This window comes from Paenibacillus sp. FSL W7-1279 (assembly GCF_037969845.1).
GTDB lineage: Bacteria > Bacillota > Bacilli > Paenibacillales > Paenibacillaceae > Paenibacillus_AQ.
Window position 1 is genome coordinate 5,444,414 of sequence record NZ_CP150215.1, and the last position, 12,795, is coordinate 5,457,208.

A 12,795-nucleotide genomic window follows, 5' to 3' on the forward strand; every position below is an offset into this window, starting at 1 on the left:
AATCGTGATGCAAATCAAACGGCCCCACCTTCTCAAAGGAAGATGGGGCCGTTTTTGCATAGAATTTATGCGGTCTGATTGACCATGATGAATAGGCTTTATATGTCGTAAGCGCAGGTGCGGTTACTTCACAACCAAACTTTCCTTGATCTTCTCGTTGATCCACTGCCGCTTCGACAGCAGCCACTCCTGCTCCCTCGGATACGCCTTAAAGGTGATCGGCTCGTCAAGCCCTTCCTCCAGCGCCTGGAGCACAGCCTCCCTGCCGATCTGCGTCTCCAGCAGCTGAAGCGCTCTCAAATCCTGAAGCGCTTCCTGAAATACCTTCAGCCGAATGGATTCGATCGGTCCTTCCTCGCCTGGGTATACCACGAAAGCATCCCCGGAAGGAAAACCGCAATCCGCATCCGTCACCTTGAACGGGTCAATGGCGCGTTTCGAGTATTGCGAATTCCAAAAGTTATATCCCCAGTGGAGAAATCCCTCGATGTTAAACTTATACAACTGGATCCCGATGATCCGGTTTCTTGCCGAGGGCAGATTGAAGAATCGGTTGGACACATCCTTGTACTGGGAACAGCAATAATAGGTCCACAGCGGCGTTACCTGCTGATCCAGAAAGGGCTCGATGTGGTTGCTTGCAGGAATCGGGCGCTTCACAAGGCCTTTCTCATAAAACGAAATATCGGAGAGCGCGTCAATGATCGGGTAATCCGGCAGCAGCTCGTTCATCAACCGGCTTGCATGACCGTAAGCCTCCAGATGGGACACGGACGGCTCATCGGAAACATGGAAATAGCAGCGCTGCTTAAGTCCCCGGCCTTCAATCCAGCCGGTCAAGGCCGGTATGAATTGTCTGATGAAGGCATGATACTGTTCTCCTGTCGCATCCGTCTCCCATCCGAACAGCTTCTCGGGCTTTCCGTTCACATTAACGATAATCTTCGGCGCATGCCCGGCTCCCCACTGGGTGAAAAGATGCGAGAATTCCAGGTACTGAATCCCATTAGAATCACACAGGTCTGCCCACCGGTCCAGCTTACCAAACCCAAATGCATACGCTCCATCCGGGGTTACGGCGACATCAACCAGCTGCACCGTTGGCCGTTCTCCCCCCACTTCCGTATCCAGCGGAGGCGTAAACAATGGGGTCAGGATCATATTGATGCCATTCTGAGCGGCGGTCTGCATAAACTGACCGATCAACGCCCAGTGCTGTTCACTAAATATCTCCACCTCGTAGTAATTGGCCAAGCAATCGGCATGGAACCATTCCGTATGAATCAGCGTCTGGTCAGGCAAGGATGCCGGAATCACTTCGAGCGTGAACACCTCTTCTCCAAGCGACTCGCCCGATTCCGCTTCAAAACGGATCCGGATTTCATATGTACCGCCCTTGATCTCACCCTCAGGCTGTACCGTAAACCACAGACTTCTCCACTGGTTCGGGCATCCGGTTACTACAGGCTCTGATGCCAGAGGCAGCAACGGGTCCGGATACAGCCCGGGGGCAGCTCTTAAGATAAACTCGTCATGATCATGATACGTAGGCAGCTCCGATGGAACCAGGCCTACAGAACGGATGGTAATCCGTTCACTCAATGATGATTGCAGATGAACCCGGATGTTTTTTAACAAACGATTGGAACGGTATGCAACTTGAAACGAGTACGTCTCATTGCCAAACGAAGACCCTCTGTCATACGAGGTTTGGGACAGTTCTTCATCGGCAAATACTTTGGACAAAGAGCTTAACAGCCGGGTCTCAAATGATACGGAATGGCTCATGCAGGTTACATCCTCTCTACAATGAAATGGGATACTTTCACGTACATCTTACACTAATCTGGATGGAACGGAAGGTAAATTTTGCGTTTTCGAAAAAAAGGAGCCACCGCCTTTTTGCGATGGCCGCCTTATTATGGCACCATACCGAAATTCTGCCGAATGTTAGAATTCTTTCACCAATCCGTCGAACTCCGATATACTTCAAAGCCGGACAGACGCGGACACCATCTCGATTCCAAAATGGTAAGCCGGATATATTGAGCCCGTACAGCGGGAAAGCGGCAGATGCGTTTGCGTCCGATTACCGTCCCGGATTGAATCGTGTGCCAGTTCCCGTTTTCCATATATTCAAGCTCGAAGCGCTCGATCCGCTGCCCATACCGGTATTCAGCCAATACGATATGATCAAAATCGATCGCCCGCCCGAGGTCCAGCTCAATCACGGCGTATTCCGTGCCCTCCTCAGGGCTCCAATACGTATCCTTGCTGCCATCGACAACAAATCGAGTCTCCAGCCCTGCCTTCGTCTCGGATGCCGTAACATCCGCATCAGCAGCCAGATTGGTTTCAAATGTATTTCGAATGGCGTCACCCAGTTCCTGCAGACGCTGCAGATCGTTCTCATGAACAAGTCCGCGGGTATCGGGCGGAATATTGAGCAGAAAGGTGGCATTGCCGCCAACCGAGCCGTAATAGATATGCAGCAATTCTTCCAGCGATCGGACTTTATCGTCTTCGGACGCATGGTAGAACCAGCCGGGACGGATCGAGGTATTGACTTCGGCCGGATACCATACCAGCTCCTTCTCGCCCTGAATGACGCTCCGGCTGCCGAGATCCTCTTCGCTCGATTCATAGCGCCGCGCAAACTCCCGGTCATCGGTTTGCTGCGACTTTTCCTGGATCGCTTCATTCTGACGCAGCGACGCCGGAACGACGCTCCACTCCGACTCCCTGCAATGCCCCGCTTCATTCCCGCACCAGCGAATGTCCGGTCCGCATACCGAGATGGCGGCATTTGGCTGCAGTTCCCGAATCAGGGCGTAATACGACTCCCAATCGTATTCCTGACGCTTGCCATTCGGACCTTCGCCGCAGGCGCCGTCAAACCAGACGCTGAATATCTCCCCGTAGCCGGTCAGGAGCTCTCTTAGCTGATTCAGAAAAAATTGATTGTACCGCGGCGAATCCCCATATGACGGTTCATGCCGGTCCCAGGGGGACAAGTAGATGCCGAACTTGATTCCCCCTCTCCTGCAGGCATCGGCAACCTCCTTCACCACATCCCCGCGTCCGTTTCGCCACGGGCTGCTCTTCACGGAATGCTCCGTATACTGACTCGGCCATAAACAGAAGCCGTCGTGATGCTTGCAAGTCAGGATCAAGCCGCGCATGCCGGCACTGACACAAGCGCTTACCCACTGATCCGCATCCAGCTGCTCCGGATTGAACAGGGCAGGATCTTCTTTTCCCGAGCCCCATTCCATATCCGTGAACGTATTGATGGTAAAATGAAAGAAGGCATAGAACTCCATCTCCTGGACGGCTAATTGACGTTCCGAGGGCTTAATATTGGCCGCGTATTCAATAAATTTGTGCAAGCGATAAACCTCCTATACCTCTATCCTTGGTTGTCTAATGCTTTCTGATGGATCTCCAGATACTTATCCAGCTGCAATCCTTTAAATCCGCTGACATAGGCATCCCAGTCCTTCTCGATGTCCTTGCTGCCGGTTACGAATTGGGCCAGATTCGATTTCACGTAATCCTGAATCGTCTTCTGAATCTGCGCGATGAAGGTTGCGTCTTTCGGATCGATGAACACGTCCGTCGGGTACACAAGCTCCGGTTTGGCAAATGGCTCGTATTTCTTCGCAGCCAGCCACAAGCGATATTCGTAGGCTCCGTTGCCGAGCGGATCTTCCGGAGCGACAAAGGATTCACGGAGGGAATTGACCATCAGCATCGTACCGAGCTGCCACCAGGTTACGTCAAGCGATCCCTCTGGCACATCCCGCTTCAGCGCTTCATATGCAGCCGGCTCGCCGTTGTAATCAAGGGCGCCGGACTCCGCCTTCCGCCATCCTTCTCCTTCAAAGCCCCAGGAGGTCATCACGGTGCCTTCTTCGGAGAACAGGTAATCCGCCAGCTTAATGGCCGCGATCCGCTGCTCCTCCGTCGCTTTGTTCGTGATGACAAACGATCCGTCCCCTGCTCCGACGCTATAACCTGCAAGCTGCACGCCGTTCGGTCCTTTCAGCGGCGGAACAACATCGTATTCCTTATGGCGGGGCTTCGCGTCGGTCGGCTCCAGCACGCTGCTGATCAGCGCATAACCAACGGCGCCGACCACATTGTCCGCTTTGTTCCCGAGCTGCTTGACGGCATCGCCGTTTTGCGTAAACGCTCCTTTGTCAATCAGTCCTTCACTGTACAGCTTGCTGAGATATTTCAAGCCTTCCTTCCATTCGGACTCAGCCGCGGACAGAATCACCTTGCCATCCTTCACGCTTAGATAGGTCGTGCCATTGTTATATATAAAAGCATTCATCAAAAAGGCATCAACTCCTCCTCCCCACACATCAAGAGAAGTGGTCATCGGAATTTCGTCGGCCTTGCCGTTCCCGTTCGGGTCCTGCTCTTTAAAGGCTTTCAGCACTTGATAGAATTCATCGGTCGTGGTTGGCATCTCTAGACCTAACTTCTCAAGCCAGGTCGTATTGATCCACATCCGCTGGCCATACGTGCAGTGCAGGCACTCGTTCACCTTCGGAAGCGCGTATATATTGCCGTCCGGCGCGGTCATCGCCGATTTTAAATAGGAGACTTCCTCCAGCGCTTTTTTAATGTTAGGTGCATGCTGGTCGATTAAATCATTCAAGGGAATAAAGGCCCCCTGCATACCGTACTTGATCTGATCGGCCTTGGATATGCCGGCATTCATAATGAGCGCCGGATAGTCACCGCTTGCCAGCATCAGCAGTTTCTTATCGTTAAATACCGCGTCAGGTGTCGTATTCCACTTAAATGTAAGCCCCAGCTTCTCTTCGATATGCTTGGAGAATGGATTGACATCAAGACTCTCGATACCGGCGGACTGAGGAGCAAATACCGTCAGTTCAACAGGTCCCCCTGACCCCGGAGGGCTTGCCGGTCCTTCAGTTCCTGTTTCACTCGTCTTGCCGCAAGCGGATAGAGCCAGCACTACCACGAGAACCAGACATAAACCTAATCCAGTGAACCTTTTCAAATGAATTCCTCCCTAATATGGAATACCTGCCCTTACTTCGTAAGTGAAACCGTGTTTGCATATACCCCCTATATGTCCGAACATCGGAATTACCTATTCTATAGTGCCGGCATCACCTCCTTCACGGAATAGGAATCACCCTTTTAAGGATCCGATCATTACGCCTTTGACAAAATACTTCTGCACAAACGGGTAAATGATCAATACCGGGGCGCTTGCCACCACGATCAGCGAATACTTCAGCAAATCCTTCAGCCCTTCACGGACCAGCAGCTCGTTGACGTTTGTCACCATCTCGGCGCTGACGGAATTCAGGATCAGAATATCCCTCAGGAAGATCTGAAGCGGAAACAGGCTGCTGTCCTTCAAATAAATCAAGGCATTAAAATAGGAATTCCAATGGCCAACGGCATACATGAGCGCGAGCACAGCCAGAATCGGCTTGGATAGCGGAAGAACGATTTTCAGGAAAAAGGTAATGTCGCTGCTCCCGTCCATCTCGGCCGCTTCGGCCAATTCATCCGGAATCGTCGTCTGAAAAAAGGTTCTGGCGATGATGACCTGAAACACGGCTAGCGCCCCCGGTATAATCATGGCCCAGCGCGTATCGAGCATGCCGAGCGACTTCACGAGAAGATAGTTCGGAATGAGCCCGCCGTCAAAAAACATCGTAAACACCAGCACCATCATGATGATGTTGCGAACGTAAAACGTTTTGCGGGCGAGCGGATAGGCAAGCATCACGGTGAATGCGACATTTACGATCGTGCCGACAACGGCATAGAACAGCGAATTGCCAAACCCGATCAGAATGTTGGAATTTTGGAATACCGCTTTGTAGCCGATCAGGGTCACATCCACCGGCCACAGCCACACTTTGCCGGAGGACACTGCGCCCGGAGAGCTAAAGGATGCGCTTACAATATGCAGCAGCGGAAACAGGATGACGATCAGTACGACAGACAGAAACAAATACACGATACCAAGGAAAATCCGGTCTGCAGCGGACTCCCGTACGGTTGATCTGCTCATGCGCTACCTCCTACCATAGACTTGTTGATGAAACTTTTCGGGATACGTAATTGACAATGACCAACAGAATGAAATTGATAATGGAATTGAACAGGCCGATGGCGGCGGAGAAGCTGAAGTTGGCTCCGAGCAGGCCGACCTTGTACACATAGGTAGAGATGACTTCGGACGTGTTCTGATTGAGCGGGTTTTGCATAAGATAAATTTTCTCAAAGCCTAGACTCATCAGATTGCCCAGGTTCAATATAAGCAAAATAACGATGACCGGAAACAAGCTGGGAATATCGATATTGATGATTTTTTGAAGCCGGGTTGCCCCGTCCACTCTTGCCGCCTCGTACAGATCCGGGTTGACTCCCGCCAAGGCCGCAATATAGATGATGGCACCGTAACCGGTGAACTGCCACACATCAGACCAGACATAGATTGACTTAAACAGTTCCGGCACGCCAAGGAAATCAACGGTCTCAAGCCCCAGTGCCCGGAATAGATTGCTCATCAGCCCCGTGTTGGGCGAGAGGTTCACGATCAGAATCGAGACGATGACCACCGTTGATATGAAGTACGGTGCGTATGTCACCATCTGGACGGTTTTCTTGAAGCGGCCGTTTCGGATTTCATTCAGTGCCAGCGCTAACAGAATGGGGGCCGGGAATCCGACCAGCAGGCCGTACAGGGAAATCTCGAGCGTGTTGCGGACATACTGCCAGAAGAACGGAGCGTCGAACAATTGCTTGAAATAATCGAACCCTACCCAGGGACTGCCGAATATCCCCTGTACGACGTTGTATTCCTTGAATGCAATCAAGACGCCGAACATCGGAACGTATTTGAAGAGGATGATGTAGACTAACGGGAAGAACACGAGCAGATAGAATTGCCAATGCTTCATCAGCTTCTTCCTCGTTCGGTTCATGGGCTTGTTTGGTGGTAAATTCGTTGGCGCCTGTGCATCTGCAGGTACTGGGATTGCGCTGCTCATACGAGCCACTTGGGTCACCCTCCTTCGCTTTGTGTTGATCCCAAGTCTAGGGCCGACAACGCCATCCGATCAATAAACAAGATTCTCCGAATCAACGTATTTCCGCGAGCAGAGGGAACTTCAGGGCCGACAGGCCGTAAGGGCGAATAAACCTTTTTCCGTCGCTAAACCTATCTCCGTTTACAGCAAAAAGCCCGCGGGACGGTTCATCCGCAGGACTCTTTTGCTTGGTTATATATGCATGACCTAGTCAGAAGATTCTCTACTAGATTCAGTTATGCATGAAGCAGTCAGAAGGATCGTTAGTTCCCGTAATTCTGCTGCTTATAAGCAGCCTGCTCACGGTAATCCCCCGGTGACATCCCCATCAGCTTTTTAAACATCCGGCCAAACGAGATGGCATTGGAATACCCAACTTCGGTCGCGATATCTTGTACAGGCAGCAAGGTCTCCTCGAGCAGCTTCCGTGCATGGTTCATCCGCAGCTCAATTAAATAATCCACGAACTTCTGACCGGTCTCCTCCCGGAACAGCTTGCTCAGCGTCTTCCAGTTCATATTGAAGCGTTCGCTTAAATAATTGAGAGACAGATCCGGATTGCTCGAGTTCTGCTCCATAAACAAGCGCACCTTCTGAATCGTGTCCGCATGATTCCGGCCCTCCATGAGAGCGAGCATACTGTCGTACAGAGCGGATAAAGCCTCCCCGAACTCCTGTTCCAGCTGCTCCAGTGTATCGGATGATTGGAGCGCGTTCCGTAACGCAGGCTGCCCCTCTGTCAGCCACAAATCCTGAAATTCTTTTGCCATGCACGACATTTCACGTCCGAGCGAGTACACCATGTAATCCACCAGGTTCACCACGCCGTCCCGGTCCAGCATGTTTTGACCAATGTTATGGATGAGAGCATTGTATTTCTCCTGCCAATCCCTGTTGCCGAGCCGGAAGGATTGAGCCATCGAACGGATCAGGTTCAAGAAATCAAAGGCATGGCCCCGCTCCTCCCCGGATACTTGGGTGTAATGAATGATTCGGTTCTCGCCGAGGATCATTTTGTATTTCAATGCGGTGCGTGCCTGCTCATAGGAGTCCGGGATATCCGTATATCGCTCCGTTTTCTCCCCGATACCAACGGTTATGGTCAGCTTCAGATGCTGCTCCACCCACTGGCGGGTCTGCTCAAGCAGCGTGACTACATGCTGTACTGCGTCCTGGTCGTCCGCCATCGCCATCACGCCCAGCTTCGAAGCGGATATCCATTCTGTCCAAACACTCGTTTCCTGCCCGGCTGCAATTTCTTGAACGACGCTTTTGAGGGCAAATTTGATCAAATACTGGTCCTGCTGCGGGTACTGCTCGCAGAACAATGGATATTTATCGATTTCGATGACATTGACGATCTGTGATTCGGACAAGTCCGGCAGTCCCATGACATCCCGCTGCTCGTTCCACTGCTCCATATGGGACGGGTACTGTCCCTCCATCAGCTGCTGGAACAGATACGCTCTGCGTAGCAGCAAATCCTCTCGATGCTGCTGTTGAAAACTGCTCGCCTGTTCCAGCATACTTTCGAGTGCCGATTCGATAAATGCGAACTCATCCTGTTTACTGTTATGGATCAGCGCGCTCGTTTTAGACTGCGAATAATTATGAATCCGGGACACGATGGCTTCAATCGGCTTATAGTTTCGGCGCGTAACCAATACGATCCAGACCACCCCGGCAAGGCACATGAGCAAGCCAACGATAAACCAGATATTGTACAGCTGGCTGACGATACCGACCACTCTGCCTTGAGTAAGACCTCCCTCATATACCCATCCGGTATAAGGCGAAATCGTCTTAGAGACAAGCTCACCACTCTCTGCCATGGAGGTACCGGAGAGCATGGACTGCCCCTGCGTATCCTTCATATGAATAAAACTAACATCGGGATTTACCATGCCCTGAATCATGTTATGTATGGCGTCCACCTTGATATTAACGGCAATAACGCCTTTCCCATGGGTAACGAAGGGTGCATCTCGAACCAGGGTTACCACATGCTGCATGCTGTTGAAGCTGAACTCCCGGAAATTCCGCATAGAACTCCACTCTGCTTCACTATTGACCTGGCCCAAATAAGGCTTGAGAAAGTCATAATCCGCATAATCCGGCAAGTTGAACGAGGACGAAGTACTCAACACGAACTCATCCTGGGTCCGCACGAGCACCATGGAATCCACAAGCGGATTGGACACCTTGAACTGCTTCATGGCCTTCACCGCCTGCATGTTCAAATAGACGTTGTCCTGATCCTCATGATTGAAAAATCCCGACATATCGGGGTTGAACAACAATTCCTGCACGAGCATCTGATCGATGGCCTTCAGCGAGTTGTCCACCGAACGCATCGCCTGATGAATCATCGTCTCATTGGCCTGAATCGCACCTTGCCGGGACTGTTCCCCGAGCATTTGGAAAAAGACAAAAAACACAAAGGAAATCACGATAAAGAAGACCGGCATATACGATAAAAGCTGACGGTAAAACCACGCTTTTCTTCCCATAGGCATCCCCCCGAGCGAATAATTCCTTATCTCATCGTCGATTTGAAGTAATTTCATCATAGAAGAATGAGCGGAGTTTACCAACACTTTTTTAAAGCGCGGAAGAAAAACAAGTCTAAAGCATCACGACTTCCATAGCATGGACGGGGTCATTAACCATATGTTATTTGGTTTTATGCATGTAGACAGAAATATTAACCAATCTGCTAAAAAACAAGATTATCTCCAAACAATTGTAGAAACTAATACAAAACCCTGGCATACATCGCCAAGGTTTTTTCCTTAGTCCTCTTGGAGAGAATTATGTCCTGTAAAATCATCCTGGATCTTTTTCATTCTTTTAAGGTGTGGTTTCAACTGCCGTAGTATCTCCGCTTTGTGTGACTCTATTTGATCTTGGAAAAACATGTGATGTGCGTCACCCTTAATCGACGTAATCGTTTCGTTTAACGCACGGAGCTCAGTCGCCAATGAGCGCAAGGTTTCTCTAGTCTTGGCGTCTATTGTTTTAGGATTAGACTTCCCAATACAAATAGCTTATATGGTATAACGGTGGCCATGTCCTTGCCTGAGTTGCAAGATAAAACATATCCTGCTGCATATCCGTTGTCATTGCCGCATTATTAACTGAAAGCTGTGGAACAGCATTGTTTCTGAAGGTATCGCTAAATTCAATGATTGTTAACAGTAACTCATCGATTTCTTCCGCTTGGATCTTCGCCCTATCGATCAATTGCCGAATCTTAGCAGGATCTTCATTTTCCTTCGACTCACTGATCGCCATCAAAGTATCGGCAAACGGATTCGTTTCAGAAGCGTGCTTTACTGAATAGACAAATGCCGAGTCATTCTTCTGCTGATACAGTGAATAGAGGTCATTGTATTTTACAGATGATTGGTTTTCCAAATGTCTGTACATCGCAGCGTTTATTAATATGAAAATAATAAGCATTAGTGCGTAGATCTTCATGTGCTTGGGCAAAGGGGACTTCCTTTCTGAAACATTTAATTGTCCTGCTATCGTAAAACATTCAAAAAAATAGTTTAGCATGGAATTCACCACCCATAAATGGATAATATATTCCACTAAACTGCCCGTTTGCTTTAATAGGATGCCAAGATGGATTGACCTTAGGCAACCTTGTAATCGGGTATGCTTTCTCCTGAACTTACTCCGTAATCATTCAATAATGAAAGAATTTGTACATCTTTCGCCTACAGGCCTGATTTTCATCAGGATACAATGAGAGCTATCAATAGGCGAGAGGTGATTAATCATGAATGCACAAACGGTACAGCCGGCGGGCAAGGCCAGGCTGGACAAGAATATGAAAGCGGTTGTCAAGACGTTCAAAAGGCGCTGGAACGCTCCGTTAGCCGGCTACCTGTTCATCGCGCCCTGGCTGCTGGGCTTTCTCATTTTGCAGCTGTGGCCCATCATCCAGTCCTTCTATTTATCCTTCACCGAGTATTCGCTGCTGGAGCCGGCCCGCTGGATCGGACTCAAGAACTACCAGGATATCGCTCACGACCGGCTCTTCTTCAATTCGCTGAAGGTGACATTTCTGTACGTGATCGCTTCCGTGCCGCTGAAACTGCTGGTGGCGTTGGCTGTAGCCCTGCTGCTGAACCGGAACATCCGGGGCATATCCTTCTACCGGACGATCATTTACCTGCCCTCTCTGATCGGTGGGAGCTTGGCGGTAGCCGTGCTGTGGCGCAATATTTTCGGTCTGAACGGCTTCATTAATCAGCTCGTGATTTTGGTCGGGATCGACCCCAAAAACTGGATCGGCACCCCCTCCACCGCCCTCGGCACCCTCGTGCTGCTGACGGCCTGGCAGTTCGGTTCATCGATGATTATTTTCCTTGCCGGTCTCAAACAAATCCCTAGTGAATTATATGAGGCCGCCTCCGTGGACGGGGCCTCGCCGCTCCGCAAGTTCATCCGGATTACCCTGCCCATGTTGTCCCCGGTCATCCTGTTTAATCTGATCATGGGCATCATCAACGCATTCCAGATGTTCACATCGGCTTTTGTTGTCACGAATGGAGGACCGGTTAATTCAACCGAAATGTTTGCCCTGTTCCTGTACAATAAAGCCTTTGGATCCCTTCAGATGGGCTATGCCTCGGCCCTGGCCTGGATCTTGCTCGTTATCATCGGCATCGTCACGGCGCTTAATTTTATCGCGTCCAAATACTGGGTCTTCTACGAAACCGAAACGGAGGGTCGCAAATGACAGGTGCTCATAATAAACAAAACTGGCTGGTCCATGTGCTGATGATTGCATTCTGTTTTGTGATGTTTTATCCCGTCCTGTGGTGGATCGGCGCCTCCTTCAAATCAACACCGGAAATCAGTCTACCCACTCTGTTCCCCAAAGTATGGTTGTGGCAAAATTATACGGAAGGCTGGATGGCACTGCCCAAGTATACATTTACACGCTTCTTTATGAACAGCCTTAAGCTCAATGTGGCGACCACGATCATTCATGTCATTTCAGCCAGCCTGGTGGCTTTTGGCTTCGCTAGGCTGACCTTCCCGCTGAAGGGGTTATGGTTCTCCATCCTGCTGATGACCCTGATGCTTCCGGGACAGGTCACCCTCATCCCGCAGTATACGATGTTCCATTCCTTCGACTGGATCAATACCTATCTGCCGCTGATCGTCCCGTCAGCCATGGGCGGAGCCTTCTTTATATTCCTGATTGTCCAATTCATCCGTGGCATTCCGCGGGAGCTCGATGAGTCAGCAAAAATCGACGGCTGCACCTGGTTCGGCATTTATCTGCGCATCATCATGCCGCTGACGCTGCCGGCGCTCATCACGGTTACGATTTTCTCGTTTATTTGGGGCTGGGACGAATATTTTGGGCCGCTGATTTATCTGAATACCGTGGACAAGTATACTGTCCCGCTCGCGCTAAGAATGTTCATCGACTCCCAGTCGGCCGTTCCGTGGGGGCAGCTGCTTGCCGTATCTCTGCTCTCCGTGCTGCCGCCGGTGATCATTTTCTTTCTCGCACAAAAGCATTTCGTGGAAGGGATCGCCACATCCGGGCTGAAAGGTTAGGTTTCAGAGCGGTAAACGGATACTGTGCCGTGTTCTTCCAGCTCTTCTTCAGGCAGCGGCCAAGCCGGACGATTTCAAGCATCCGGCTTCCGCCAACAAGGACATTGAGGCAGCAGCG

9 protein-coding genes are annotated in these 12,795 nt (G+C 50.5%); 2 read left to right on the top strand and 7 right to left on the bottom strand.

From position 1 onward, the window contains the following. Positions 1-123 precede the first annotated feature (123 nt). From MKY82_RS24665 to MKY82_RS24695, 7 genes are all read right to left on the bottom strand, one after another. Positions 124-1,788 (bottom strand): DUF4091 domain-containing protein, encoded by a 1,665-nt coding sequence (locus MKY82_RS24665; RefSeq protein ID WP_339294576.1) that lies wholly within the window; start codon positions 1,786-1,788, stop codon positions 124-126. Positions 1,789-1,961: 173 nt separating this feature from the next. Continuing rightward, the gene (locus tag MKY82_RS24670) at positions 1,962-3,389 is read right to left on the bottom strand and encodes an alpha-L-fucosidase (RefSeq protein ID WP_339294577.1); all 1,428 of its coding nucleotides are present in this window, start codon (positions 3,387-3,389) and stop codon (positions 1,962-1,964) included. 20 nt (positions 3,390-3,409) lie between these two features. Continuing rightward, entirely contained in the window at positions 3,410-5,038 is a 1,629-nt protein-coding gene (locus MKY82_RS24675; RefSeq protein ID WP_339294578.1) for an ABC transporter substrate-binding protein, read from the bottom strand. A 135-nt stretch (positions 5,039-5,173) separates the two neighbouring features. Continuing rightward, the gene (locus MKY82_RS24680) at positions 5,174-6,070 is read right to left on the bottom strand and encodes a carbohydrate ABC transporter permease (protein WP_339294579.1); all 897 of its coding nucleotides are present in this window, start codon (positions 6,068-6,070) and stop codon (positions 5,174-5,176) included. A gap of 10 nt (positions 6,071-6,080) precedes the next feature. Beyond that, positions 6,081-7,061: an ABC transporter permease subunit gene (locus MKY82_RS24685; RefSeq protein WP_071223168.1), complete on the bottom strand. Its 981-nt coding sequence runs from the start codon at positions 7,059-7,061 to the stop codon at positions 6,081-6,083. 293 nt (positions 7,062-7,354) lie between these two features. Beyond that, the gene (locus tag MKY82_RS24690) at positions 7,355-9,601 is read right to left on the bottom strand and encodes a helix-turn-helix domain-containing protein (RefSeq protein ID WP_194543939.1); all 2,247 of its coding nucleotides are present in this window, start codon (positions 9,599-9,601) and stop codon (positions 7,355-7,357) included. A 514-nt stretch (positions 9,602-10,115) separates the two neighbouring features. Continuing rightward, positions 10,116-10,652, bottom strand: a complete 537-nt coding sequence (locus MKY82_RS24695; RefSeq protein ID WP_339294580.1) for a hypothetical protein — start codon at positions 10,650-10,652, stop codon at positions 10,116-10,118. Positions 10,653-10,878: 226 nt separating this feature from the next. On the opposite strand from MKY82_RS24695, the gene MKY82_RS24700 reads away from it, so the two are divergent. Beyond that, a complete protein-coding gene (locus MKY82_RS24700) occupies positions 10,879-11,844 on the top strand; it encodes a sugar ABC transporter permease (protein ID WP_339294581.1) in 966 nt (321 codons plus the stop codon). Beyond that, the gene (locus MKY82_RS24705) at positions 11,841-12,677 is read left to right on the top strand and encodes a carbohydrate ABC transporter permease (RefSeq protein ID WP_194543942.1); all 837 of its coding nucleotides are present in this window, start codon (positions 11,841-11,843) and stop codon (positions 12,675-12,677) included. The genes MKY82_RS24700 and MKY82_RS24705 overlap by 4 nt, the downstream gene beginning before the upstream one ends. Positions 12,678-12,795 lie beyond the last annotated feature (118 nt).